At 72.6% G+C, this 23,537-nt stretch carries 24 protein-coding genes and 1 pseudogene; 15 read left to right on the plus strand and 10 right to left on the minus strand.

Going from position 1 to position 23,537, the window contains the following annotated elements; all coding sequences use genetic code 11:
- Together FPV26_RS12585 and FPV26_RS00010 are read right to left on the minus strand one after the other, a co-directional pair.
- Nucleotides 1-1,189, minus strand: a pseudogene (locus tag FPV26_RS12585) (hypothetical protein); the annotation flags it as partial.
- A 15-nt stretch (nt 1,190-1,204) separates the two neighbouring features.
- A complete protein-coding gene (locus FPV26_RS00010) occupies nt 1,205-1,798 on the minus strand; it encodes an NfuA family Fe-S biogenesis protein (RefSeq protein WP_147651177.1) in 594 nt (197 codons plus the stop codon).
- A 110-nt stretch (nt 1,799-1,908) separates the two neighbouring features.
- Here FPV26_RS00010 and FPV26_RS00015 point away from each other — a divergent pair, with 110 nt between their 5' ends.
- Both FPV26_RS00015 and FPV26_RS00020 read left to right on the plus strand, forming a co-directional pair.
- Nucleotides 1,909-2,265: a 4a-hydroxytetrahydrobiopterin dehydratase gene (locus tag FPV26_RS00015; protein ID WP_147651179.1), complete on the plus strand. Its 357-nt coding sequence runs from the start codon at nt 1,909-1,911 to the stop codon at nt 2,263-2,265.
- Nucleotides 2,262-2,699 (plus strand): energy transducer TonB, encoded by a 438-nt coding sequence (locus FPV26_RS00020; RefSeq protein WP_246109157.1) that lies wholly within the window; start codon nt 2,262-2,264, stop codon nt 2,697-2,699. Before FPV26_RS00015 ends, FPV26_RS00020 begins: the two co-directional genes overlap by 4 nt.
- A 15-nt stretch (nt 2,700-2,714) precedes the next feature.
- On the opposite strand, the gene FPV26_RS00025 is transcribed toward FPV26_RS00020, so the two are convergent.
- Entirely contained in the window at nt 2,715-3,677 is a 963-nt protein-coding gene (locus FPV26_RS00025; RefSeq protein ID WP_147651181.1) for an RluA family pseudouridine synthase, read from the minus strand.
- A 407-nt stretch (nt 3,678-4,084) separates the two neighbouring features.
- Here FPV26_RS00025 and FPV26_RS00030 point away from each other — a divergent pair, with 407 nt between their 5' ends.
- Nucleotides 4,085-7,228, plus strand: coding sequence for an Rne/Rng family ribonuclease (locus FPV26_RS00030; RefSeq protein ID WP_147651744.1), 3,144 nt, complete (start codon nt 4,085-4,087; stop codon nt 7,226-7,228).
- 95 nt (nt 7,229-7,323) lie between these two features.
- On the opposite strand, the gene FPV26_RS00035 is transcribed toward FPV26_RS00030, so the two are convergent.
- A complete protein-coding gene (locus FPV26_RS00035) occupies nt 7,324-7,971 on the minus strand; it encodes a response regulator (RefSeq protein WP_147651184.1) in 648 nt (215 codons plus the stop codon).
- A gap of 106 nt (nt 7,972-8,077) precedes the next feature.
- The gene (locus tag FPV26_RS00040; RefSeq protein WP_147651186.1) at nt 8,078-9,580 is read right to left on the minus strand and encodes a transglycosylase SLT domain-containing protein; all 1,503 of its coding nucleotides are present in this window, start codon (nt 9,578-9,580) and stop codon (nt 8,078-8,080) included.
- 265 nt (nt 9,581-9,845) lie between these two features.
- Here FPV26_RS00040 and FPV26_RS00045 point away from each other — a divergent pair, with 265 nt between their 5' ends.
- Complete coding sequence (locus FPV26_RS00045) at nt 9,846-10,421, plus strand: copper resistance protein NlpE (protein WP_220429049.1); 576 nt, start codon at nt 9,846-9,848, stop codon at nt 10,419-10,421.
- Nucleotides 10,422-10,490: 69 nt separating this feature from the next.
- A complete protein-coding gene (gene greB / locus FPV26_RS00050; RefSeq protein ID WP_147651188.1) occupies nt 10,491-10,994 on the plus strand; it encodes a transcription elongation factor GreB in 504 nt (167 codons plus the stop codon).
- Here the strand turns inward: greB and FPV26_RS00055 are convergent.
- A complete protein-coding gene (locus tag FPV26_RS00055; protein ID WP_147651190.1) occupies nt 10,982-12,919 on the minus strand; it encodes a winged helix-turn-helix domain-containing tetratricopeptide repeat protein in 1,938 nt (645 codons plus the stop codon). The two genes, greB and FPV26_RS00055, sit on opposite strands and share 13 nt — an antisense overlap.
- A 209-nt stretch (nt 12,920-13,128) precedes the next feature.
- Between FPV26_RS00055 and FPV26_RS00060 the strand changes: the two genes are divergently transcribed.
- Entirely contained in the window at nt 13,129-13,545 is a 417-nt protein-coding gene (locus FPV26_RS00060) for a hypothetical protein (protein ID WP_147651192.1), read from the plus strand.
- Nucleotides 13,546-13,670: 125 nt separating this feature from the next.
- Here FPV26_RS00060 and FPV26_RS00065 read toward each other — a convergent pair whose 3' ends face one another.
- Both FPV26_RS00065 and rimO read right to left on the minus strand, forming a co-directional pair.
- Nucleotides 13,671-14,042, minus strand: a complete 372-nt coding sequence (locus FPV26_RS00065; protein WP_147651194.1) for a cupin domain-containing protein — start codon at nt 14,040-14,042, stop codon at nt 13,671-13,673.
- 112 nt (nt 14,043-14,154) lie between these two features.
- Entirely contained in the window at nt 14,155-15,486 is a 1,332-nt protein-coding gene (gene rimO, locus FPV26_RS00070; protein ID WP_147651196.1) for a 30S ribosomal protein S12 methylthiotransferase RimO, read from the minus strand.
- A gap of 142 nt (nt 15,487-15,628) precedes the next feature.
- On the opposite strand from rimO, the gene FPV26_RS00075 reads away from it, so the two are divergent.
- Genes FPV26_RS00075 through FPV26_RS00115 form a run of 9 tightly spaced genes read left to right on the plus strand, consistent with a single transcriptional unit; the run spans nt 15,629 to nt 21,360 of the window.
- Nucleotides 15,629-16,300, plus strand: coding sequence for a dienelactone hydrolase family protein (locus tag FPV26_RS00075; RefSeq protein WP_147651198.1), 672 nt, complete (start codon nt 15,629-15,631; stop codon nt 16,298-16,300).
- Nucleotides 16,297-16,722, plus strand: a complete 426-nt coding sequence (locus FPV26_RS00080) for an HIT family protein (RefSeq protein WP_147651200.1) — start codon at nt 16,297-16,299, stop codon at nt 16,720-16,722. Before FPV26_RS00075 ends, FPV26_RS00080 begins: the two co-directional genes overlap by 4 nt.
- Complete coding sequence (gene pxpB / locus FPV26_RS00085; RefSeq protein WP_147651202.1) at nt 16,719-17,420, plus strand: 5-oxoprolinase subunit PxpB; 702 nt, start codon at nt 16,719-16,721, stop codon at nt 17,418-17,420. Before FPV26_RS00080 ends, pxpB begins: the two co-directional genes overlap by 4 nt.
- Nucleotides 17,417-18,376 (plus strand): 5-oxoprolinase subunit C family protein, encoded by a 960-nt coding sequence (locus FPV26_RS00090; RefSeq protein ID WP_147651204.1) that lies wholly within the window; start codon nt 17,417-17,419, stop codon nt 18,374-18,376. Before pxpB ends, FPV26_RS00090 begins: the two co-directional genes overlap by 4 nt.
- A gap of 28 nt (nt 18,377-18,404) precedes the next feature.
- Nucleotides 18,405-18,587, plus strand: coding sequence for a LiaI-LiaF-like domain-containing protein (locus FPV26_RS00095; protein ID WP_147651207.1), 183 nt, complete (start codon nt 18,405-18,407; stop codon nt 18,585-18,587).
- 16 nt (nt 18,588-18,603) lie between these two features.
- Nucleotides 18,604-19,356: a 5-oxoprolinase subunit PxpA gene (locus FPV26_RS00100; RefSeq protein ID WP_147651209.1), complete on the plus strand. Its 753-nt coding sequence runs from the start codon at nt 18,604-18,606 to the stop codon at nt 19,354-19,356.
- Nucleotides 19,357-19,368: 12 nt separating this feature from the next.
- Nucleotides 19,369-20,064: a DUF969 domain-containing protein gene (locus FPV26_RS00105; RefSeq protein ID WP_147651211.1), complete on the plus strand. Its 696-nt coding sequence runs from the start codon at nt 19,369-19,371 to the stop codon at nt 20,062-20,064.
- The gene (locus tag FPV26_RS00110) at nt 20,051-21,019 is read left to right on the plus strand and encodes a 5-oxoproline transporter, DUF979 family subunit (RefSeq protein ID WP_147651213.1); all 969 of its coding nucleotides are present in this window, start codon (nt 20,051-20,053) and stop codon (nt 21,017-21,019) included. Before FPV26_RS00105 ends, FPV26_RS00110 begins: the two co-directional genes overlap by 14 nt.
- A gap of 50 nt (nt 21,020-21,069) precedes the next feature.
- The gene (locus FPV26_RS00115; RefSeq protein ID WP_147651215.1) at nt 21,070-21,360 is read left to right on the plus strand and encodes a hypothetical protein; all 291 of its coding nucleotides are present in this window, start codon (nt 21,070-21,072) and stop codon (nt 21,358-21,360) included.
- Between the two features lie 9 nt (nt 21,361-21,369).
- Here the strand turns inward: FPV26_RS00115 and dcd are convergent, their stop codons facing one another.
- Nucleotides 21,370-21,939 (minus strand): dCTP deaminase, encoded by a 570-nt coding sequence (gene dcd / locus FPV26_RS00120; RefSeq protein ID WP_147651217.1) that lies wholly within the window; start codon nt 21,937-21,939, stop codon nt 21,370-21,372.
- Between the two features lie 112 nt (nt 21,940-22,051).
- The gene (locus tag FPV26_RS00125) at nt 22,052-23,428 is read right to left on the minus strand and encodes a S8 family peptidase (RefSeq protein ID WP_425473020.1); all 1,377 of its coding nucleotides are present in this window, start codon (nt 23,426-23,428) and stop codon (nt 22,052-22,054) included.
- Between the last annotated feature and the right edge of the window lie 109 nt (nt 23,429-23,537).

Genomic DNA, 23,537 nt, shown 5'->3' on the forward strand with positions numbered 1-23,537 from the left:
CGCTCGGCGTGGGCCCGCGCCCCGCGGTGCCCGCCTCCGTCGGCGCGCCGTCGCGCGTGGGCGACGGCGCCGGTCGCGCGCCCGCCGCGGCCGGCGCCGCCGTGCCAGGCGCAGGGCGCGCAGGCACCTGCGCCGTGCGTGTTGCCTCGCTCTCCCGTTGCGCAGCATCCGGGCCGGCCGCGGGAGCGGCGACTTCACGCGCACGCACGGCCGGCGGCGCTGCGCGCAGTTCGGGCGACACCTCCACGCGCACCGGCACTTCCGGCGTCGGCAAAGGACGTGCCGGCTCGCTCACCTCGCGACGGGTCACGGCGGGCGCGGCCGGCTCGAGTTCGGGCGTGGGCAGCGGCGCCGTGGGCAGATCGCGCTGCACCGGCGTGACCGGCGCGACCACCTCCGCCTGCGCGATCTCCGGCACCGGCACGCGCAGCTCGGGGGCCGGCGTCGGCAACCGGGGCTCGCGCGCTGGCGTGGGCGGCGGCAGCACGAAGTCCTGGTCGGGCTCGGCCACCTCGGTCACCTGCAAGGGCTGCGGCGCGCGCGCGGGCGTCGGCTCGGCGATCTCGCGCTGCGCGACTTCCGGTACCGGAACCTGGAGCTGCGGTGCGGCCGGCAGCGGCAACGCGATCGCGGGAGGCTCCACCGTCGGCGCCCCGGACTCGACCGCGCTCGACCGGCGCGGCTCCCGTTCCACCCGCGGCGTCACCGGCGCGGCCCCGGCAGCCTCCGGCGCACCGCCGGTCGTGTCGCGCGCGCCGACGCCGACGTATTCGACCTGCACCGTCGAATCGCCCTCGGGCGGCACCGGCGGGATTGCAAAGCGCACATATGACAGCCACAGCAGCAGCACCGCGAACACCAGGTGCAGCAGCACGGTGAAGATGCCCGCGACCCAGCGTTGCCCGCGCTCCTCCGGCGGCGGCGGATGCCACTGCTGGCGCCACAGCGTGGCGAAGGCCTGCCAACGGGTCAGCGTGGCGGCACGGTGCGGCGGAATCCGCAGCGGCCGGCGCAGGAAGTCGGCGATGAACGCTTCGGGCGGCGCCCCGATGACGTCGCCGGCATGCGCCGGCATGGCGTCCAGCCATGCCTGCCAGCCGGGCGGCAGCTGGCCGGGGACTTCCGGACGGATGGACTTGAGCGTGCGCCGCCGGCGCAGGACTTCGATCAGGTCGGCGGCGGTGAACACGCGCGCCGCGGTCCGTTATGCGGCGTCACGCGGGATGTACGGGGACGCGCCGCTGGCGTGGTCGGTCGCGTCGCGGACCGCGGTCACCCCCGGCACGCGTTCGAGCAGGGTGCGCTCGATGCCCTGCTTGAGCGTGACGTCGGCCATGCCGCAGCCATGGCAGCCACCACCGAAACGCAGCACCACCACGCCCTCGGCGGTCACTTCCTGCACCGCGACGTGGCCGCGGTGCATCGCCAGCTGCGGATTGATCTCGTGCTCGACCACCCAGCGCACGCGCTCGACGAGGGAGGCCGCTTCACCCGGCGCCTCGCCCTTGATCTTCGGCGCGCGGATCTGCAGCTGGCCGCCGGTGGGCTGCTGCACGTAATCGATCTCCGCCGCGTCGAGGAACGGCACGCTGGGCGCATCCACCCACAGGGTGAAGCCCTCGCAGTCGATCGCCCACTCGTCACCGTGCAGGTCGCCCGGTTCGGCGAACTCCAGGCGCACGTCGGCGCGCGCGGTGCCCGGATGCAGCGCGGACAGGCGCACGCCGAGGCCCGGCAGCGCCTCGCGTTCGATCAGGCGGCGGAAGTGGGCCTGGGCAGCTTCGGAGATCTGGATCATGCGGGCTATTCTACCGGGCGCAGCCGGGCCGATTCCCTGTACCGCGCCTTGACGCCCGCCTGAGACCCGATCCGATAGCTTCCGTTCCGCGCCGCCCCCACGGAGTTGCCATGGCCGCCGACCTCGTCCCGCTCGTCCAAGCCCACTGCCTGCCGCGCCGCGGCAGCGAACACCGCCTCAGCGAAGCCCGCATCCGCGAGCTGCTGCCGGAGGTTCCCGGCTGGGAACTGGCCGAGAACGGCCATGCGCTGGTCAAGACCTTCCCGTTCAAGGACTACTACCGGACGATGGCGTTCGTGAACGCGCTGGCGTGGATGGCGCACCGCGAGGACCACCACCCCGACCTCGGCGTGCACTACGACCGCTGCGTGGTGCGCTACTCCACCCACGACGTCGGCGGCCTGTCCGAGAACGACTTCATCTGCGCGGCCAAGGCGGACGCGCTTGCACAGGGAGCCACCGTATGAACGCCATGCCCCGTCTCGTGCCCGCGCTGCTCGTCCTGGCCCTGGCGGCCTGCGGCAAGGACGCCCCGCCCGCGCCGCCGGCTCCGCCGCCGCCTCCGCCGACTCCGCCGGTCGCGCTCGACACGCCGCCGCCGGAGTACCCCGAGGAGATCGCCTGCGACGGCATCGGCGGCGAAGCGGTGCTGCTGGTGACCATCGGCCCCGACGGCACGATCGTGGCCAGCAAGCTCGAACGCAGCAGCGGCCATGCCACGCTCGACGCCCTCGCCCAGGAGTCGGTCAAGCGCTGGCGCTTCCGCCCCGCCACCGCGGGCGGCAAGCCGGTCAAGACCCAGCTGCGCGTGCCGATGCGCTTCACCCCGCCGGATCCGCCGCCGCCGCAGTGCCTGATGCTCGAGGATCCGCTGCGCCGCGGCCAGGCCGGCGCCGACTGACGCACCGCCGGGCGTTCAGCCGAGCCGGTCGAGCACCTCGGCCAGCTCCGCCGGCAGCGGCGCATCGAGCAGGTACGGCGCGCGCCCGCCGTCGAGCGCGAACTCGAGCGTGGACGCGTGCAGGAACATGCGCCTGAGCCCGGCCTGCTCACGCAGGCGACGGTTGGCTTCGGGGTCGCCGTACTTCTCGTCGCCCGCCACCGGATGCCCGATGTGCGCCGCATGCACGCGGATCTGGTGGGTGCGGCCGGTCTCGATCCGCACCTCGCAATAGGAATGCCCGCCGCGGCGTTCGATCACCCGGAAGTGGCTCAGCGACGGCTTGCCGGCGGCCTGCACCTGCACGTGCCGCTCGCCGCCCTGGCGCAGGCCCACGTGCAGCGGCGCGTCCACGCTCATCACCCCATCCGGCATGCGCCCGACCAGCAGCGCCAGGTAGCGCTTGGCGATCCCGCCCTCCTCGCGCATCAGCGCCTGCAGCTCGGTCAGCGCCGAGCGCTTCTTGGCGACCACCAGCAGCCCGGAGGTGTCGCGGTCGAGCCGATGCACCAGCTCCAGCGTCTGCCCCGGGCGCAGCGCGCGCAGCGCCTCGATCGCCCCGAACGACACGCCGCTGCCGCCGTGGCTGGCCACGCCGGCCGGCTTGCCGAGCGCGAGCAGGCGCGCGTCCTCGTACACGATCGCCGCCTCGATCGCTGCCAGCAGCCCTTTCGGCGGCGGTCCGCGCTCACCTTCCTCGGCCAGGCGCAGCGGCGGGATCCGGACCTCGTCCCCGCCCTCGAGCCGGCGATCGGCCTTGGCCCGGCCGCCGTTGACCCGGACCTGGCCGGAGCGGACCAGCTTGTACACCAGCGACTTCGGCGCGCCCTTGAGCTGGCCGAGGAGGAAGTTGTCGAGGCGCTGCCCGGCGCGATCCTCGGGCACCCGCACGATCCGGGCGCCGGCACCGGGGCGCTCGGCTGAGACTGAACGGGGCATCGTCGGGCCTGATCTGCTACACTCGGCTGGCGAGATAAGGGTTTGATTCCGCAGGGAGATTGTTCCGGGCCGAAAGCCCGCCTCCCGCGAACCCGACGCAGCGCGCGACCACCGCCCCCGGGGCGGCCATGTTAGCGGCTCGACGGCAGGCCCGGCCATCGCGGTGGCTCACACCATCTGATGAACACGACCCGCGCGTCGCGCCGCAAGCGCGACGCCGGCCCGCAACAGAACGACAAGCGCTCCCGCGGCCCGCCGTGGTGCGTAGCGCTGGAAGACTTGACGTCGCCCCGGACGCGCCTGCGCGCCGGAGCGGCCGGCGGTATCCAGAGGCAAGACGCCCAGGCGTTGCCGCGCGCCTGCTTTCGGGCAGGGAGAGCGCGCGAGGAACGCAGACAATGAAGCGCATGCTGATCAACGCCACGCAAGCGGAAGAACTGCGCGTGGCGATCGTGGACGGCCAGACGCTGTACGACATCGACATCGAGCAGCCGTCGAAGGAACAGAAGAAGTCCAACATCTACAAGGGCCGCATCACCCGGCTCGAGCCCTCGCTCGAGGCGGCGTTCGTGGACTACGGCGCCGAGCGCCACGGCTTCCTGCCGCTGAAGGAGATCTCCCGCGACTACTTCCAGGCCGGGGTGGACCCGCACAAGGCGTCCATCCGCGAGCTGCTGAAGGAAGGCCAGGAAGTGGTCGTGCAGGTGGACAAGGAGGAGCGCGGCAACAAGGGCGCCGCGCTGACCACCTTCATCTCCCTGGCCGGTCGCTACATGGTGCTGATGCCCAACTCGCCCACCGCCGGCGGCGTCTCGCGCCGGATCGAGGGCGACGACCGCGCCGCGCTGAAGGAGGCGCTGGACAAGCTGAACATCCCCGACGACATGGGGGTGATCATCCGCACCGCCGGCGTCGGCCGCGACGCCGAGGAACTGCAGTGGGATCTCGACTACCTGCTGCAGGTGTGGAAGGCGATCGCCGAGGCCGCGCTGAGCAAGCCGGCCCCGTTCCTGATCTACCAGGAGTCGCGCCTGATCATCCGCGCCCTGCGCGACTACATGCGCGCCGACATCGGCGAGATCCTGGTGGACACCGAGGAGATGTACCAGGAGGCGCGCGAGTTCATCGAGCAGGTGATGCCGCACAACCTGCGCAAGCTCAAGCTGTACAAGGACTCCACCCCGCTGTTCAACCGCTTCCAGATCGAATCCCAGATCGAGAACGCCTACGAGCGGATGGTACGCCTGCCCTCCGGCGGCGCGCTGGTGATCGACCAGACCGAGGCGCTGACCGCGATCGACGTCAACTCCGCCCGCGCCACCCGCGGCGGCGACATCGAGGAGACCGCGTTCCAGACCAACCTCGAGGCGGCCGAGGAGGTCGCCCGCCAGCTGCGCCTGCGCGACCTCGGCGGCCTGGTGGTGATCGACTTCATCGACATGTCGTCGAACAAGCACCAGCGCGAGGTCGAGAACCGGCTGCAGAACGCGCTGAAGTACGACCGCGCGCGGGTGCAGATCGGCCGCATCTCGCGCTTCGGCCTGCTGGAGATGAGCCGCCAGCGCCTGCGCCCGAGCCTGGGCGAGGCCAGCCAGATCGTGTGCCCGCGCTGCGAGGGCCACGGCCGCATGCGCTCGGTGGAGTCGCTGTCGCTGTCCATCCTGCGCGTGGCCGAGGAGCACGCGATGAAGGAGAACACCGGCCAGGTGCTGGTGCAGGCGCCGCCGCAGATCGCCAACTACCTGCTCAACGAGAAGCGGCGCGCGCTGGTGGAGATCGAGCAGCGCCACGACGCGCCGATCGTGATCGTCGCCGACGACCAGCTCGAGACCCCGCACTACGAGGTCACCCGCATCCGCGAGAACGAGCTCGGCGAGGAGACCAGCAAGCCCAGCTACCAGCGCACCACCCCGCGCAAGCTGCCGACCATCGCCCTGACCAAGGCCAACCTCAACATCCCGGCCGCGCCGGCGGTGACCAACGTCAAGCCGGCGCAGCCGGCGCCGATCCGCGAGCCACGCGAGGACGCCGCACCGCCGGCCATGCCGGCGCCCGTGCCCATGACGGCCTCGGTGCCGGCACCGGCCACGCCGACCCATTCGGTGGGCCTGGTCGAGCGCATCCTGCGTTTCTTCCGCGGCGCGCAGCCGGCGCCCGCATCCGTGGAGCCCGTCCGGGAAGAGCGTCGCCCCGAGCGCGGCGGCCGTGGCGAGCGTCGCGAGGGCCGCGAACAGCGTGGCCGTCCGCAGCAGGCCCGCGAGCAGCAGCGCCGCGAGGAACGTCGCGGCGGCGCGCAGGCGCAGCAACCGGCCCGGTCGCAGCAGCAGCCTGCGCGCAACGAACAGACGCCCGTCACCCAGCCGCAGAAGCAGACGCCCAAGCCTCAGAAGCAGACTCCGCAGCCGGCCAAGGGCGAGCCGCAGCGCGCCGCGCAAACGGCAGCGCAGGCCGCCGCCGCACCCGCGCAACCCAAGCTGGTGTCCGCAGCGCAGGTCGAGCCGCGTCCGGCGTCGACACCGGCTCCCGAGTCCGCCCCGCCGAGCGACTCCGGCGATGTCGCCACCGCAGCCGCCGTAGCGGCGGCCGTCGTCGCCCCCGGCACGCCCGCGGCCACCACGCCCGAGGCGACCGAAACCGCGGGTGCCAGCACCCAGGAAGGCGGCCGCCGCCGGCGTGGACGTCGCGGCGGCCGTCGCCGCCGTCGCGGTGGTGCCGAAGCCGCGGCCGGCGCCGATGCGCTGGCGCACGAGGCCGATGCCGGCGAGGGCGACGAGCCGGCCGCCCCGCACGGCGCCCAGCCCGAGTTCGACTTCGAGGATGAAGCGCAAGCGGCACCGGCGCGGCCGGCCGCCGAACCGGCCCTCGTCGCGCCTGCGGTGGCCGCACCCGTCACCGTCGCACCCTCTGTCAGCGCTCCCGTCGAACCGGCCCGGGAACAGCCGCCCGTGACACCGCCTCCGCCCCCCGCGGACACGCAGACGCCCGCGTCCGTCGAGCCGGCACCCGCCCCGTCCGCACCCGCCGTCGCGCCCCAGCTTGCTCCGGAGCGGCCTGCCGCAGCCGATACGGCGGCGCCGGTCAGCGCCGAAGCGGCTCCCGCCCCCGCAGCGCCGACCGCTGCAAGCGCCATGGTCACGGCACCCAGGCTGGCCCCCACGGCGTCGAACGCGCCCGCGGAACGGTTGGTGGATGCTCTCGCCTCGGCGCTGTCCGAGCCGGCGGCGCATCCGGCCGGCCTGGAGCCGCTGCGCGAGCCGACCCGGCTGCAACCGCCGCCGTCGCTGGCGACTCCGGCGCCGTTGCGCGAAGTCGCCGCCGGCACGCGCGCGGCGCCTGCCCCTGCGGCGGCCGCGCCGGCGCCGATCCCCGTCGCGACAGCGGCCGACCTGTTCGCGCCGCCCGCCGCAGACACGCCCGCCGCAGACACCGCCAAAGCGGCCGCCGACGCCGGGACGGACGGGGCCGCCGCCCCGCTCCCCGCGGAGCGGCCCGCCAAGCCCGCCGGCGGCGACGCCGGCGAAGGCGAGCCGGCCCGGCCTCACGGCGCCTGAGTCCGGATCGCTGCCGCTCCGGCCGACGTCCCCGGACGATGCCCCCCGGCCGGCATGCTCCGCGCATGCCGGCCATCACCCCGGCGGGGGCAGGCTCACAGGGCGCACGCCCGCTCGGTCAGCCCGTGCTGGCCGAGCAGGCGCGCGAGCGCGATGCAGTCGCTGATGCCGAGCTTCTCGAACAGGCGCGTCTTGTGCGTGTTGACCGTCTTGGCGCTGAGGTTGAGCCGGCGCGCGATCACCGACTGGCGCAGGCCCTGGTTGAGCAGCAGCGCGATCTCGAGCTCGCGCGGCGACAGCGCGTCGAACGGCGACGCCTCGCCGCGGATGCCGGACAGGGCCAGGTGGCGCGCGACCCCGCTGGCGAGATAGCGCCGGCCCAGCGCCACGTCCCGCACCGCCCGCAACAGCTCGGCGGCATCGCCGCCCTTGCCGACGTAGCCGCTCGCCCCGGCTTCGAGCAGGCGCCGCGGCAACGGCCCCTCCTCCAGCACCGACACCGCGATCACCCGGGTGCCGTGGTTGCCGCGCACGATGCGCTCGGTCAACTCCAGCCCGCTCACGCCGGGCAGGTGCAGGTCGCACAGCACGATGTCGGGCTTCAGGCGCCGGATCTGCGGCAGGGCCTCCTCGCCGTTCTCGGCCTCACCGACCACCGCAATGTCGGTCTGCGCCGACAGGATCATGTGCATGCCGGCCCGCACCAGGGCGTGGTCGTCCACCAGGAAGACGCGAATCGTCACGAAAACACCTCCGTATGTTTCGTGATGCACAGCCTACAAAGGCGTGCGGCGGCAGCACAACCTCCCGCCGCCGCACCACCGTGTCAGAAAAATCTGACAACCCGGATCACTTGGCCTGGCAGCCCTCGAGCATCAGCTGCTGTCCCGGCCGGATCAGGTAGCGCGGGCCGTCCAGTCCGTTCGCGCGCGCCAGCTCCATCGGCGCGCACTGGAACTTGCGGCTGATCGAGAACAGGGTTTCGCCGCGCTGCACCTGGTACTGCTGCGGCGCCGCGGGCGTGGCGGCCGGGGGCGCGGCAGCGTCCGGCACGCGGGTGACCTCGCCCACGCGCACGATCGCCGCGTTCGGGTCGCTGCGCACCAGTTGCGCGGCCAGTTCCGCGCGCGGGCCGCTGATGCAGTAACGGTTGTACAGGCCGACGATCTTCGCAGTCGCATTCAGCGGCGTGCCGGCGGGGATCCAGGCGTCGGCCTCGAAACGCGGGTTGAGGTTGCGCAGCACGCGCATGTAGCCCTCGCGCTCGCCGCGGTTGCCGAGGCAAATGGTCAGCTCGTAGATCGAGGCGGTGCGCGCCAGGCGCAGCGTCGCCGGGCGTGCGTCCACCTTGGGGAAGCTCAGGCCGTATTCGCGCGGATGCAGGTACAGCCAGGCCGCGGCGATCACCATCGGCACGTAGTCGCGGGTCTCGGCCGGGAACTGCTCGTACACGTCGGCATCCCAGAAGCCGCGCCCGCCGCTGGCGGTGTGCACGCGCAGGGCGCGGCCCTCGCCGCCGTTGTAGGCGGCCAGCGCCATCTCGATGTTGCGGTTGAGCTCGGCCATGCGCTCGTTGAGGTAGCGCGCGGCGGCCTGGGCCGAGGCGTAGGGGTCGTAGCGGGTGTCGAAACCGTTGCCGTCCGGCCCCAGGCCGAAGCGGCGGCCGGTGGCGTACATGAACTGCAGCGGCCCGGCGGCGCCCGCGCGCGAGGTGGAATGCACGCGCCCGTTCGACTCCTTGGCGAGGATGCCGAACAGCAACGCCTCGGGCAGGCCGGAACGCTCGAAATGCGGCCACATCAGGTGGCGCATGTACTGGTAGTTCTCGTAGCTGGTGATCAGCGCGCCGCGCATGTCGGTGAGCCAGCGGCGGATCGCGGCCTGCACCGCCGGGTTGTACTGCACCATCTCGTCGAAGCGGTGGCCGGGCGCGAGCAGGTGCGCGGCGCGCGCGGCCTCCGGCACGTCGGCGGCGATCGGCGAGATCGCGCCTTCCCCGTCCTCCGCTTCCTCCTCCTCGGCGTCTTCCGCCGCGGCCGCGTCGGCGTTGGCCTTCAGCAGGCGCTTCCACCCGGCGAGCATGTTCGCGACGTGGCAGCCGCGCTGCTTCAGGCAGGCGGCGACCACGTCCTCCATGTCCTCGAGCGCCGCGTCGGCCTCGGCGGTGCCCGCCGGATCGGCGTTGCCGATCTTCACCAGCGCGTCCTGGTAGCGCTTCTCGGCGGCCGCCATGCGCTGCTCGAGCGCCTCGATCGCGGCCTTGTCGCGGCGCGACTGGGCGTGTGCGTCGAGCGCGGCAAGCAGGGCCAGGGCGAGCGTGCAACGGCCCGCGAGCGCGGCGATCGTGTTCATGCAGGTTGCGATGCGGCGGGGGAAGCCGCAGGGTAGCGCCGCACGCGCGAGCCCGGCAAGGCGCGCTCGCCGGGATGCGCAGGCTGTGTCTAGAATCGGCCCGTCCCCGTCAACGTCCGCAGCGGAGCGCGCACAGTCCGGTAGTGCGCAGTCGGTGGCCGCACTCCGGGGCGCTGCCGTGCCTGACACAGGAAGGCTTCGCCACGGACCGCCACGGATGATCACGGATCAAGCTTCTTCGACAACGACACGGGAACCGCCAGTCATGTCTTCGAAAATGCCCGCCTTCGCTGCTTTCCTGCTGCTTGCGCTCGCCGCCTGCCAGCGCGAAGCGCCGCCGGCGCAGGAGGCCGGGGCCGATCCGGCCTCCGCCACGGCAACACCGGCCCCGGAGGCCGAGACCGGCGCCACGGCCGCGCTGCCCGCCCCGGCCGATGCAGCCGCGCCGGCCGACGATCCGCTCGCCGGCACCGACGCGATCGCGGTCGAGGACCACGGCAACGCGGCCAGCGCCGGCTTCGACAGCAAGGGCTTCGCCGGGATCTTCCGCGGCACCCTGCCCTGCGCCGACTGCCCGGGCATCGAAACCCGGCTCCAGCTCGAGGCCGACGGCAGCTACACGCTGGAGGAGACCTATCTCGAGCGCGGCGGCCCGTACGCCAGCAACGGCACCTGGACCGCCGAGGAGAACGGCAAGCGCCTGCGCCTGGATCCGAACGGCAAGGACCAGGACGACCGCCTGTACGCGATCCTGTCCCAGGACCGCCTGCGCCTGCTCGACACCGCCGGCGGCCCGATCGAGAGCGGCCTGCCCTACGAGCTGGCGCGTGCCGCACAATAACGCGCCCGTCCTCCGGCCGGGACCGCGCCGCAACGCCGGTCCCGGCCGCCCGATGCACCTGTCCGCACCATGGGCCGCTGGCGACCCCCTCCCGAGAAAAGCACCGCGCTGATCACGCGCGAAGGCCACGAACGCCTCAAGGCCGAGCTGGACGAACTCTGGCGGGTGCGCCGGCCCGAGGTGGTCAAGGCGCTCGCCGCCGCGGCCGCCGAGGGCGACCGCTCGGAGAACGCCGAGTACGCCTACCGCAAGAAGCAGCTCGGCGAGATCGACCGCCGGGTGCGCTACCTGACCAAGCGCCTGCAGGTGCTGCGCGTGGTGGACGCCGCGCCCGCCGACCGCGAGGCGGTGTTCTTCGGCGCCACGGTCGAGATCGAGAACCTCGCCAACGGCGAGCTGAGCTGCTACCGGATCGTCGGGCCCGACGAGACCGACGCCCGCCGCGGCTGGATCAGCATTGACTCCCCGCTCGCCCGCGCGATGCTCAAGAAGCGTGTGGACGACGAGTTCGAGGCGATGCTGCCGGCCGGGTTGACCCGGTTCGCGATCGTGGAGGTCCGCTACGGCGCCTGACGGGCCGCCTGCGCGCGTTGCGCCTGTCCGGAGGTCGCCTGCGACGCCACCGGCGCGTCCGGCAGGCCCAGGCGGCGACGGAAGTCGGCGTAGCGGGGATCGGCGCGCAAGGGCGCGTAGACGGAATCCACGTCCACCACCAGCAAGTAGGCGTCGCGTTGTTCCAGCGCCTGCTCGATGGCGGCGAAGGCCGCGTCGAGATCGTTGGCCGCGACATGGGTTTCGATGCAGTACGCAGGAGGCATCGCCCCGGCCCGGCACTGCTCGATGGACTGGGCCCGCTGAAAGCGCAGCAGCCCCTCCCCGCCCTGCGTGTCGAAGATGCGTCTGACCTCGCGCGCACGCTCGGCGTCGCCGCGCAGCAGCGCGGCGCGCTCCCATTCCCGCGCCCACTCCCGGTCCATGCGCTTGCGGGCGTAGGCGGTCCGCAGGAAGCTCGACGCGGGCCAGAACAGCGGGTCGAGCTCCAGCGTGTGCCGGCAGGCCGCGATCGCCTCGTCCAGGCGGTCCACGAACACGTAGTGGCGGCACAGCCCGCCCTGCACGAACGGCGAAAGCGGGGCCAGCGCCGCCGCCTGCCGGATTTCCGCCAGCGCCTCGCGGCGGCGCCCCGTCGCCAGCAGCAACAGGCTGTAGCGCTGGTGTGCCAAGGCATTGCCTGGATCCAGCGCGAGCGCCCGGCGCAACCGCTGCTCGGCCGCCGTCCAGTCCCAGTCGTAGGTCGCGTGGATCTGCCCCAGCGTGCTGTGCGCATCGGACAGGCCGTCGTCAATCTCGAGCGCGCGCATCACCGCCTTGCGGGCCAGCGGAACGACCCGGTGATGCGGCTCCCCGCCGAAGTTCGCCATGGCCAGATAGGCATCCGCGAGGCCCACGTAGGCCGGGGCGAATTCCGGATCGAGCGCAATCGCGCGCTGGTAATGGCCGATGGCCGTCGCCAGCGATTCGTCGGTGAGCTTGTTCCAGAAGTGACGACCATGCAGGTAGGCATCGTAGGCGGCGGGATCCACCGGTTTCGGCGGGGGCGGGGCACGCGAGGGGGCGACCTCGGCCACGACCTCGCGGGCGATCCGGCCGGCGATGCGTTGTTGCAGGCCGAGGATATCGCGCAGGTCTCCTTCGTAGGACTCGGCCCAGAGGTGGGTGTCGCGTGCGTCCACGAGCTGGGCGGTGATGCGGACCCGGTTCCCCTGGCGGAGCACGCTGCCTTCCACGAGCACGTCCGCATCGAGCTCCCGGGCGATCTTCGCCAGCGGCCGGTCCGGCGACCGGTAGCCGAGCATCGTGGTCCGTGACAGCACCCGCAGCCCGTCCTGCCGGGCGAGCTCGGTGATGAGCGCGTCGGTCATGCCGTCGGCGAAGTACTGCTGTGACGGGTCGTTGGACAGGTTCGCCAGCGGCAGCACGGCGATCGTGCGCGGCACCGCGGATGCGCGCGGACGCCGGTCGGGGCCCAGCCCCACCAGCGCGGCCATGGCCACCGCGACCATGCCGGCCAGGGCCAGCCACGCGACACGACGGCGCCAGCGTGGAGACGCACGCTCACCCCCCGCATCGGCCGTCCCGATCATCGCCGATGCGCCCCCCATGGGCTCGGCGATCCGCACGACCGGCACCAGCAGCCGGTACCCGCGGCGCGGCAGCGTCTCGACATAGCGCGGCGTCTCGCTGTCGTCGCCCAGCGCCGCGCGCAGTTTGCGCATGGCCGTGTTCAGGCCGACGTCGGTGTCTATGAAAGTCCTGTTCGGCCAGAGGCAAGCCTTCATGGCCTCGCGCGTGACCACCTCGCCCGCATGGGTCAGCAGCAGCTCCAGCACCTGGCAGGGATGGTCCTGCAGGTGCACGCGCTCACCCGATCGCCACAACTCGCCGCTGGCGGGATCGAAGTCGAAATCACCAAAACGGAGCAGCTCGCGCGACGCCATGGGCACTCGCCTGCCCGGGAAGGGGCCGGAACAGCGACGGGACAGCCACAGGACAGACAACGTCCATGGCACGGCGGACGGGCCAGCCACACAGTGGGCCACCGTCCGCCGTCAGCCGGCCGCAGGGGAAGTCGCTGGACGGCGTCCTTCGCGCCCGGCAGGCCGGACGGGATCGGATCCAGACCCACCAGCTACAGAGGACACCCGCCATGATCACCCGCCTGGCCATCATCGGCACCTGGTTCGCGGCGCTTCTCTCCGCGCCGGCCCTGGCCCAGTGCCCGTCCCCGCTCCCGCCGTTCCTGTCCTTCGGCATTGCCGACGAAGCACTGCACGAACACATCGTGATACCGCCCGCGAGACCCGGGGACGAGACCTGGCAGGCCAAGCTCCGCACCCAGGGAGGCACCGACATCTACGTCCAGAACGTCTGCCTCAATCCCGGTTTCAGCTCCGGCTGGCACCTCCACCCCGGCTTCCTGGTGTTGACCGTGGCGGAAGGGACGGTCCGGTCGAGTGGTACGACGAGGACTGCGTTCGGCACGTCTATCAGCAGGGCGACGTGTTCACCGAGAGCGCCAGCGCCCACAACGTGGTCAACTCCGGTACCGTACCGGCCCGCCTGACCGCGTTGTGGTTCATCCGCATGGGTGCGCCGCGCCGGACCAACGTCGCACCTCCGGCCTGCGCCACGCAGTGACGACCATGTCGGCTGCGGCGGGACGCAACGACGCGATCCCGCCCGCGGGCCTCACGGCTTCGCCTCGCGCAGCTCGATCACCAGCGCCTTGACCCGGGTGCCGCCGATGTTCTCGGCGGAATGGGTTTCGGCCGGCATCCACACGGTCTGGCCGACGGTGAACTCGGCGTCGCCCGGCTGGCCGCCGGCCGGGGTGATGCGCAGCTTGCCGGGTTCGAGCACGTAGACCAGGTGCGGCGGGTGCGAGTGGCTGGCGATCTTCTCGCCGGGCTCGAAGGTCACCTCGCACAAGCGCACCTGTGCGTTCTCGAACTTGCACTCGTAGATGTCCGGGGCGACCACGGCCGGATCCTGGGCGAGTGCGGGCAGGGCCAGCGGCAGCAGGCCGCCTGCGGCCAGCAGCCGCGCGACGATGGCGTTCATGGACGGTCTCCTCCCGGGGCGGAAGGCCCGGGTTGCACTCGGCCGAACGCCCGGGGCCGGCGCCTGCGGACAGCGCCAGCCCGCGGGGGGATGCAGTGTCCGACGAACGGCCTCAGGCCGGCAGCACGACCTCGCCGTAGAGGTCGTGCTCGTCGCTGCCCAGGATCTCCACGTCCACGAACCGGCCCGGCTCGAGGCCGGCCGCGGCACCGTTCTGGATCTGCACCAGGCCGTCGATCTCCGGCGCGTCGGCCATCGAGCGGGCCAGCGCGAGTTCGCCGTCCAGCGCGTCCACCAGGCAGCGCTGCACGGTGCCGACCTTGGCTTCGAGCTTCGCCGCCGAGATCTCCGCCTGGCGCTCCATGAAGCGGGCCAGGCGCTCCTGCCTGACCTCCTCCGGCACCGGGTCGGGCAGCGCGTTCGCGGCCGCGCCTTCGACCGGGGAATAGGCGAAGGCGCCGACGCGGTCGAGCTGCGCCTGGTCGAGAAATGCGAGCAGTTCCTCGAACTCGGCCTCGGTTTCGCCGGGGAAGCCGACGATGAAGGTGCTGCGGATCGTCAGCTCCGGGCAGATCGCGCGCCAGCGCTGGATGCGCTCGAGCGTCTTCTCCACCGCGCCCGGGCGCTTCATCAGCTTGAGGATGCGCGGGCTGGCGTGCTGGAACGGGATGTCGAGGTACGGCAGCAGCCTGCCTTCGGCCATCAGCGGGATCACCTCGTCCACGTGCGGATACGGATAGACGTAGTGCAGGCGCGTCCACACGCCGAGTTCGGCCAGCCCTTCGCACAGCGCCTTCATCCGGGTCTGCCAGGCGCGGCCGCGCCATTCGCGCTCGGCATACCCGAGGTCCACACCGTAGGCGCTGGTGTCCTGGGAGATGACCAGCAGCTCCCTGACGCCGCCCATCACCAGCTTCTCGGCCTCGCGCAGCACCTCGTCCACCGGGCGCGAGACCAGGTCGCCGCGCATCGAGGGAATGATGCAGAAGCTGCAGCGGTGATTGCAGCCTTCGGAGATCTTCAGGTAGGCGTAGTGCCTGGGCGTCAGTTTCAGTCCGTAGTCCGGCACCAGGTCGAGGAACGGGTCGTGCTTCGGCGGCAGCGCGGCGTGCACCGCGTTCATCACGCTGGCGTAGTCCTGCGGGCCGGTGATCGCCAGCACGTCCGGATGCGTCTCGCGGATCAGCTCGGCGCGCTTGCCCAGGCAGCCGGTGACGATGACCTTGCCGTTCTCGGCCAGCGCCTCGCCGATGGCGTCGAGCGATTCCTCCACCGCGGCATCTATGAAGCCGCAGGTGTTGACCACGACGACGTCGGCGTCGTCGTAGGTCTGGACGATGTCGTAGCCCTCGACCTTGAGCTGGGTGAGGATGCGCTCGGAATCCACCAGCGCCTTGGGGCAGCCGAGGCTGACGAATCCGACTTTGGGGTTGGCCAGGGACATGGATTCCGGGATCGCCGCCGGCAGGTCGCGGCGGGCGCGGAATTATAGGCGGCCGCTGCGGGGCGGCCCTGAACGCCGGCCGCCGGGCGGCCGCTGACGGCCCGTCCCGGTCGGGCGTAGGATGGGCCGCGGAGGTGCCGCCATGGGCGAATGGATCCCGTCATTGACCACGGCGTTGGGCCCGGTGCGGGCCTGGCGGGCGCGGCCGGAGCGGCCGTCCCGCGGCGGCGTGATCGTGGTGCAGGAGATCTTCGGGGTCAACCCGCACATCCGCGCGGTCGCCGAACGCTTCGCCGAGGCCGGCTTCACCGCGCTGGCGCCGGCCATGTTCGACGTGCTGCGGCCCGACGTCGAACTCCGCTACGACGACGGCGGCATCATCCGCGGCCGCGAGCTGGTGTCCGAGCTCGGCTTCGACGGCGCGCTGTCCATCGTCTCGGCCGCCGCGCACTGGCTGCGCGAGGCCGGGCACAACGTCGGCGTGGTCGGCTTCTGCTGGGGCGGCACGGTCGCGTTCCTGAGCTGCACCCGGCTGTCGCTGCCGGCGGTGGACTACTACGGCGCGCGCAGCGTGCCGTTCCTCGGCGAACCGGCGCGCGCGCCGCTGATGTGCCATTTCGGCGAGCTCGACGCCAGCATCCCCCCGGCCGACGTCACCCTGCACCGGCAGAAGCAGCCGCAGGCCCGGATCTTCGTTTACCCCGGCGCGGACCACGCCTTCAACCGCGACGTGGACCCGCGCGTGTACCACCCGCAGGCCGCCGCGCTCGCGTGGCAGCGGACGGTGGATTTCCTCGCGGAGCACCTGCGATGAACCGGCACCACCACGACCACTGGCAGCTGCACCCGCAGCTCGCCGACGACACCCACCCGGTGGCGCACTGGCCGTTGAGCGAGTTGCGGCTGATGGACGACGCCAACCACCCCTGGCTGATCCTGGTGCCGCGCGTGCCCGACGCGGTGGAGCTGGTGGACCTGGGGCCGCCGCAGCAGGCCGAGCTGATGCGCGAGATGGACCGGGCGAGCCGACTGCTGCAGAAAGCGTTCAAGCCGGACAAGCTCAACGTGGCCGCGCTCGGCAACCTGGTGCCGCAGCTGCACGTGCATCTGATCGCCCGCTACCACCACGACATCGCCTGGCCGAAGCCGGTCTGGGGCACCGCGACCGCGCGCCCGTACGCGCCGGAGGCGCTGGTGCAGCGCATCGAGCTGTTGCGGGCCGCGCTCGGGGCGTGAACGCGACCGAGGCCGACCTCCAGCCGCTGGCCGACGACGCCTGGCTGCTCCGCTTCGGCGACGCGATCGCACCGGCCACCCTCGCCCGCGTCCATGCGCTGTGCGCGCGGGTGCGTGCAGCGTCGCCGCCGTGGCTGCGCGACCTGGTCCCCGCCTACGCCAGCGTGGGCGTGTTCTTCGATCCCGCCGTGGCCGATGCCGAGGCCGTGCGCGACTGGCTGCGGCAACAGTGCGCGGCACTGGACGAGGATTCCGTCGCCGCCACACCGACGCGCACGGTGGAAATTCCGGTGGCGTACGGCGGCGAGTTCGGCCCCGACCTGGAGGCGGCCGCGCAGGCGCTCGGGATCCCGGCCGACGCGCTCGCCGCGCGCCATGCCGCCGGCGATTACACGGTGGCAATGATCGGTTTCGCGCCGGGCTTTCCCTACCTGGCCGGGCTGGATCCCGCGCTCGCCCTGCCGCGCCTGGCCACGCCGCGCACGCGCGTGCCGGCCGGCAGCGTCGCCATCGGTGGCGCGCAGACCGGGATCTATCCGCGCGAGAGCCCCGGCGGCTGGCGCCTGCTCGGACGTACGCCGCTGCGCCTGTTCGATCCGCAGCGCACGCCGCCGGCCCTGCTCGCGCCCGGCGACCGGGTGCGCTTCCGCGCGATCGGCGCGGACGAATTCGCCCGCCTCGCGGCCCGCGAATCATGAGCCTGCACGTGCTCGCCCCCGGCCTGCTGACCACGGTCCAGGACCGTGGCCGCGAAGGCTGGCGCCACCTGGGCGTGGCGCGCGCGGGCGCGCTCGATCCGTTCGCCGCCGCGCTCGCCAACCGTCTGGTCGGCAATCCGGAGGACGCCGCGGTGCTCGAGATCACCCTGCTCGGCCCGACCCTGCAATGGGCGCAGCCGCTGCGCATCGCGCTGTGCGGCGCGCCGTGGCCGATGCGGTTCGAGGCCGCCTCCGGCGCGGACTGCACACTGCCCACGGGCCGGCCGCTGGCGCTGCCAGCCGGAACCTTGCGGCTCGGTGCGGCACGCGAGGGCGCACGCGCCTGGCTGGCGGTGGCCGGCGGGCTGGACGTGCCGGTGGTGCTGGGCAGCCGCAGCACCGACCTGCGTGGCGGCTTCGGCGGCCTCGACGGTCGGCCCCTGCGCCGCGGCGACGTGCTCGGCCTGCTGGCGCCGCCGGACATCGCCTGCACCGCACCGCGCCATCCGGCCTGGTGGGTGGATCCGCTGGCCGGCGCGCCGCGCACGGCGCCGCTGCGCTACGTGCCCACCTCGCATCCCGCCGCCGCGCGGCTGGCCGGCCAGGATTGGCGCGTGCAGGCGAGCAGCGACCGCCAGGGCCTGCGCCTGGCGGGCGCGGCGCTCCCGGGCGCGAGCGGCAGCGCGATCTCGGAGGCGGTCGCGCCGGGCACCATCCAGTTGCCGCCCGACGGCCAGCCGATCGTGCTGCTGGCCGACGCGCAGACGGTCGGCGGCTATCCGCGGCTCGGCCACGTGATCGCCGCCGACCTGCCGCGCCTGGCGCAGCTGCGTCCGGGCGACGCGCTGCGCCTGAGCCCGTGCGATGCCGCGACCGCCCGCGCGCTGGCTTGCGCCGCGCGCGTACGGATGGCCAGAATCGGGCTCGCCGTCGCCAGCCGTCTCGCCTCGGCCTGATCCCGTCCACGCCTGCCTGGGAATCCCGATGAAATCCAACCTCACCGGCGCACTCGTCCTGATCGCGATCGGCACCCTGTTCCTGTTGCGCAACCTCGACCTGATCGACATGGACCTGGGCGACCTGATCTCCACCTGGTGGCCGGCGATCCTGATCGTGGTCGGCGTGGGCATGCTGTTGAAGCGCGACGCCGATTCCAAGCAGCCCTAGCCGCGCGGTCGCCGCCGTGCCGCACAGCCTCGACTTCAACTGCGATCTGGGCGAAGGCTGCGGCGACGACGCGGCGATCATGCCCTGGATCAGCTCGGCCAACATCGCCTGCGGCGGCCACGCCGGCGATGAGGGGAGCATGCGCGCGACGCTGCGCCTGTGCCGTGCGCACGGCGTCGCCGCCGGCGCGCATCCGGGCTATGCCGATCCGGCGCATTTCGGCCGCCGCGCCCTCGCCCTGCCGCCCGGGGAGATCGCGGCCCTGGTCCGCGACCAGCTCGCCCGGCTGGCGGCCATCGCCGCCGAGGAAGGCGTGCGCCTGACCCACGTCAAGCCGCACGGCGCGCTCTACAACGTGGCCGCCGACGATCCCGCGGTGGCCGAAGCGATCGCCGCGGCCGTGGCCGGGTTCGATCCCGCCCTCGTCCTGGTCGGACTGTCGGGCTCGCAGCTCCCGGCGGCGGGCGCCGCGGCGGGCCTGCGCGTGGCGCACGAGGTCTTCGCCGAGCGCGGCTACGACCGCCACGGCCGCCTGCTGCCGCGCGGTGCGCCGGGCGCGGTGCTGGACTCGCTCGACGCCGCCCTCGCCCAGGTGCGCGAATTCGTGCGCCACGGCCGCGTCATCGCCGCCGACGGCACGCCGGTGCCGCTGCACGCGGACACCCTCTGCCTGCACGGCGACCGCCCCGACGCGCCCGCCTTCGCGCGGGCGCTGCACACGGCGCTGGTCGCCGAGGGCCTGCGCATCCGGCCGCTGGCCGCCGCCTGAGGACTCCATCCGATGAACTACTGGCCCCTGCTCGGCGTCGCCTGGGTGATCGCCGGTTTCGCGCTGCGCTTCAATCCGGTGCTGGTGGTGGTCAGCGCCGGCCTGGTCAGCGGGCTGGCGGCGGGCAAGTCGCTGCCGGAGCTGCTCGGCCTGCTCGGCGAGAGCTTCGTGTCCAACCGCGCGCTGCTGCTGTTCGTGATGACCCTGCCGACCATCGGCCTGCTCGAACGCGCCGGCCTGCGCGAACACGCGCTGGGCTGGATCGCGCGCCTGCGCGGCATCACCCTGCCGCGGCTGCTCACCGGCTATCTGGCGGTGCGCCAGGGATTGAGCATGGTGGGCCTGATCGACATCGCCGGCCATGCCCAGACCGTGCGCCCGCTGCTGGCGCCGATGGCCGAGGCCGCCGCGACCAAGACCCATGGCGCACTGCCACGCGCCGAAGTGCAGCGCGTGCACGCACTGTCGGCCGCCACCGACAACGTCGGCCGCTTCTTCGGCGAGGACGTGTTCCTGGCCTTCGGCGGCGTGCTGCTGATCCAGGGCTTCTTCGCCGGGCACGGCATCGCCATGGAACCGCTCGAGATCGCGCTGTGGTCGCTGCCGACCGCGATCGCGGCGTTCCTGATCCACGCGCTGCGGATCGCGCTGTTCCAGCGCGGCCTCGGCGCCGCGGCACGCAAGGAGACGGCGCATGCTGCGGATTGAGGTCTTCTACTGGCTGCTGGCCGCGTTCCTGCTGCTGACCGGGCTGCGCAACCTGCGCGAGCGGCGCTACGTCCACGCCGCGTTCTGGAGCCTGCTGGCGGTGCTGGTGGGCGGCGGCGACGCGGTGCTCGCCGCGGGCAAGGCCGGGCACGCGCTGCCCGGGCAGCTGGCCGGCGCCGGCGTGATCGGCCTGGCCCTGCTCGCCGGCCGGATGCGGCGCGAGCACCTGCCCGAGGCGCCCGAGGCCGAGCGCCGCGCCTCGGCCGCGCGCCTGGGCCACCGGCTGTTCGCGCCGGCGCTGCTGATCCCGCTGCTCACCATCCTGGCCGTGCTGCTCGCGCCGCGGCTGACGATCGGCGGCGCGCCATTGCTCGGCGAAGGCAGTCCGACCCTGATCGGGCTGGCGCTGGCCTGCGTGGTCACCACGTTCGCCGCGCTCGCGGTCACCCGCGCCCGCCCGGCCCTGGCCGTGGCCGAGGGGCGGCGGCTGCTCGACACCATGGGCTGGGCCGCGCTGCTGCCGCTGACCCTGGCCGCGCTCGGCGGCGTGTTCGCCGCCAGCGGCGTGGGCGATGCGGTGGCGGCGATCGTCGCCGCGGTGATCCCCGCCGACGACCGCCTCGCCTGCCTGCTCGCCTACGGCCTGGGCATGGTCGTGTTCACCATGATCATGGGCAACGCCTTCGCCGCGTTCCCGGTCATGACCGCGGGCATCGGCCTGCCGCTGCTGGTGCAGCAGCACGGCGCCGATCCGGCCGCGCTCGGCGCGATCGGCATGGTCACCGGTTACTGCGGCACGCTGATGACGCCGATGGCCGCCAACTACAATCTGGTGCCGGCCGCACTGCTGGAACTGGACGATCCGCACGCGGTGATCCGGATCCAGATCCCCACCGCGCTGGCGCTGCTCGCCGCCAACCTGGTGCTGATGCATCTGCTGGTGTTCCGCGGCTGATCCCGGCCCGCGGCCGGGCCGGCACGCCATCCCCTCCCCAGGAGCCTCCCATGCGTCGAACGCTGCTCGCCCTCGTCCTTGCCGCCGCCACCTTCGCCGCCCACGCCGCCCTGTTCGGGAAGAAGCCCGAGGACGCCGCCGCCGAGGCCGCGCGCGCCGGCATGACCGCGGTGACGATCTGGGTGGACGTGAATTGGGGCTTGCGCACCCAGGGCGCGGCGAACGCGCTCAACCGCGCCCACCAGGCCTTCGCCGCCCACGGCTACCGCGTGCTCGACGTGGAGCCCTACATCGAGAACAACGACCTGGTGGGGTTCTTCGTCACCTACCAGAAGCCCTGAAGCCGCGCCTCAGGTGCGCGGCAGGGTCACGCCGGTCTGCCCCTGGTACTTGCCGCCGCGATCCTTGTACGAGGTCTGGCAGACCTCGTCGGACTGGAAGAACAGCATCTGCGCCACGCCCTCGCCGGCGTAGATCTTGGCCGGCAGCGGCGTGGTGTTGGAGAACTCCAGGGTCACGTGGCCTTCCCACTCCGGTTCGAGCGGGGTGACGTTGACGATGATGCCGCAGCGCGCGTAGGTGCTCTTGCCCAGGCACACCACCAGCACGTCGCGCGGGATGCGGAAGTACTCCATCGTGCGCGCCAGCGCGAACGAGTTCGGCGGGATGATGCACACGTCGGCCTCGACGTCCACGAAGCTGCCGTTGTCGAAGTTCTTCGGGTCGACGATGGTGGAATTGATGTTGGTGAAGACCTTGAACTCGCGCGCGCAGCGCACGTCGTAGCCGTAGCTGGAGGTGCCGTAGCTGACGATGCGGTGGCCGTCGGCGGCGGTCTTGACCTGGCCGGGCTCGAACGGCTCGATCATGCCGTGCTGCTCGGCCATGCGGCGGATCCAGAGGTCGGACTTGATGCTCATCTGCGCGTTCCTGCGGCCCTGGCGGCCGTGAAGCGCGCCATTGTACGGGGTCGCGGGAACGGCGAAGGCCCGGCGCGGGGCCGGGCCTTCGCGGGTGCCGCCGGGGACGGGATCAGAACCCGCTGGCGTTCAGGCGGCCGTTGCTGACCACCTTGCCGTTGCACGCGGCGGTCGGCACCGCCGCGCCCAGGATCGCGGCCTTGACGTCGGCCGCGGTGGCGCCCGGATGCGAGGACTTGTACAGCGCCGCCGCGCCGGTCACGTGCGGGGTGGCCATCGAGGTGCCGCTGTAGCTGGCATAGCCCGACACCACCTTCTTTCCCCTGCCGCTGGCCGGGACGGTGGACCAGATGCCCGAACCGGGGGCGCAGATGTCCACCGTGTTGCGGCCGTAGCTGGAGAACGAACTCATCGCGCCGCTGCTGGTGATCGAGGCCACGGCGATGATGTTGGCGTTCGGATACTCGGCCGGGTAGCAGCTCGAGCTGCTGTCGCAGTCGTAGGAGGAGTTGCCGGCCGCGGCGATGAACAGGATGTTGGCCGCATTCGCCCGCTCGATCGCATCCTGCAGCGCCTGCGAGAAGCCGCCGCCGCCCCAGGAGTTGTTGGTCGCCACCAGGTTCAGGCCGTGCCGGGTCTTGAGGTCGGTCATGTAATCCACGGCTTTGACCGCGTTGGCGGTGGTGCCGCCGTTGCGGCCCAGGAACTTGGCGTTGATCAGCTTCACCGACCAGCACACGCCAGCCACGCCCTTGCCGTTGCCGCCGACCGCGCCGATGGTGCCGGCCACGTGCGTGCCGTGGTCGTCCACCGTGCCGTCGAACACGGTGTTGTTGTTGCCGTCGAAGTCCCAGCCGTACACGTCGTCCACGTAGCCGTTGCCGTCATCGTCCACGCCGTTGCCGGCGATCTCGCCGGGGTTGGTGCCGGCATTCGCGGCCAGGTCCTCGTGGGTGTACATGTAGCCTTCGTCGATGACCCCGACCCACACCGATCCGCAGGCAGTGTGGCCGCCGTTCCAGGCCTCGCCGGCCTGCGAGCCGAACGGGTTGGCGGGGCTGGTGGCGTCGCCGTACATGCCCCACAGCGAGCCGTTGGTGTAGTAGGTGTCGTTGGCGGCATCGGCGTGGGTATAGAGCCAGTTCGGCTCGGCGTATTCGACCGCGGCGTTGCCGCTCAGGCCGCGCACCGCGTCGGCCACTGCCAGCCCGGGCGGCAGGCGCAGCAGCGCCAGTTCGCCACGTCCTGGTCCGCCGGCACGCACGGTGTCCGCCTTCTCCGCACCGAGCCCGCGACGCACGGCTTCCTGTGCGGCGGCGTCGCTGCCATCACTGAATTTCACCAGCAGCTCCCCCGGCGCATGCGGCACCCCGGCTTGCAGCCCCCTGGCCACGAGATCCGGGCGCCCCCCGGCCAGGGCGGAAGCGGAGCAGCCGAGCGCGACCAGGACGGCGCCAGCCAGGACGGAACGATGCGAGAACGTCTTCACGGTGCGGTACCCCCCATGGAAAAGAGCGGCCTGGAATGGCCGCCCGGGCAGCGTAGGCGCTTGCATAACGTGACGCATTTCGCATTGCAACATGAATGCGCGTCACGGA

The organism is Vulcaniibacterium gelatinicum (assembly GCF_008033445.1).
Classification (GTDB): domain Bacteria; phylum Pseudomonadota; class Gammaproteobacteria; order Xanthomonadales; family Xanthomonadaceae; genus Vulcaniibacterium_B; species Vulcaniibacterium_B gelatinicum.

Excerpts from the sequence above, each read along its gene's own strand:
- greB (WP_147651188.1), top strand. The coding sequence starts at position 10,491 with ATGGGCCGCTGGCGACCCCCTCCCGAGAAAAGCACCGCGCTGATCACG.
- FPV26_RS00010 (WP_147651177.1), bottom strand. The coding sequence starts at position 1,798 with ATGATCCAGATCTCCGAAGCTGCCCAGGCCCACTTCCGCCGCCTGATC.
- FPV26_RS00015 (WP_147651179.1), top strand. The coding sequence starts at position 1,909 with ATGGCCGCCGACCTCGTCCCGCTCGTCCAAGCCCACTGCCTGCCGCGC.
- FPV26_RS00055 (WP_147651190.1), bottom strand. The coding sequence starts at position 12,919 with ATGGCGTCGCGCGAGCTGCTCCGTTTTGGTGATTTCGACTTCGATCCC.
- FPV26_RS00060 (WP_147651192.1), top strand. The coding sequence starts at position 13,129 with ATGATCACCCGCCTGGCCATCATCGGCACCTGGTTCGCGGCGCTTCTC.
- FPV26_RS00090 (WP_147651204.1), top strand. The coding sequence starts at position 17,417 with ATGAGCCTGCACGTGCTCGCCCCCGGCCTGCTGACCACGGTCCAGGAC.
- FPV26_RS00040 (WP_147651186.1), bottom strand. The coding sequence starts at position 9,580 with ATGAACACGATCGCCGCGCTCGCGGGCCGTTGCACGCTCGCCCTGGCC.
- FPV26_RS00030 (WP_147651744.1), top strand. The coding sequence starts at position 4,085 with ATGCTGATCAACGCCACGCAAGCGGAAGAACTGCGCGTGGCGATCGTG.
- FPV26_RS00110 (WP_147651213.1), top strand. The coding sequence starts at position 20,051 with ATGCTGCGGATTGAGGTCTTCTACTGGCTGCTGGCCGCGTTCCTGCTG.
- FPV26_RS00025 (WP_147651181.1), bottom strand. The coding sequence starts at position 3,677 with ATGCCCCGTTCAGTCTCAGCCGAGCGCCCCGGTGCCGGCGCCCGGATC.
- FPV26_RS00065 (WP_147651194.1), bottom strand. The coding sequence starts at position 14,042 with ATGAACGCCATCGTCGCGCGGCTGCTGGCCGCAGGCGGCCTGCTGCCG.
- dcd (WP_147651217.1), bottom strand. The coding sequence starts at position 21,939 with ATGAGCATCAAGTCCGACCTCTGGATCCGCCGCATGGCCGAGCAGCAC.
- FPV26_RS00105 (WP_147651211.1), top strand. The coding sequence starts at position 19,369 with ATGAACTACTGGCCCCTGCTCGGCGTCGCCTGGGTGATCGCCGGTTTC.
- FPV26_RS00020 (WP_246109157.1), top strand. The coding sequence starts at position 2,262 with ATGAACGCCATGCCCCGTCTCGTGCCCGCGCTGCTCGTCCTGGCCCTG.
- FPV26_RS00095 (WP_147651207.1), top strand. The coding sequence starts at position 18,405 with ATGAAATCCAACCTCACCGGCGCACTCGTCCTGATCGCGATCGGCACC.
- FPV26_RS00045 (WP_220429049.1), top strand. The coding sequence starts at position 9,846 with ATGTCTTCGAAAATGCCCGCCTTCGCTGCTTTCCTGCTGCTTGCGCTC.
- rimO (WP_147651196.1), bottom strand. The coding sequence starts at position 15,486 with ATGTCCCTGGCCAACCCCAAAGTCGGATTCGTCAGCCTCGGCTGCCCC.
- FPV26_RS00075 (WP_147651198.1), top strand. The coding sequence starts at position 15,629 with ATGGGCGAATGGATCCCGTCATTGACCACGGCGTTGGGCCCGGTGCGG.
- FPV26_RS00115 (WP_147651215.1), top strand. The coding sequence starts at position 21,070 with ATGCGTCGAACGCTGCTCGCCCTCGTCCTTGCCGCCGCCACCTTCGCC.
- FPV26_RS00080 (WP_147651200.1), top strand. The coding sequence starts at position 16,297 with ATGAACCGGCACCACCACGACCACTGGCAGCTGCACCCGCAGCTCGCC.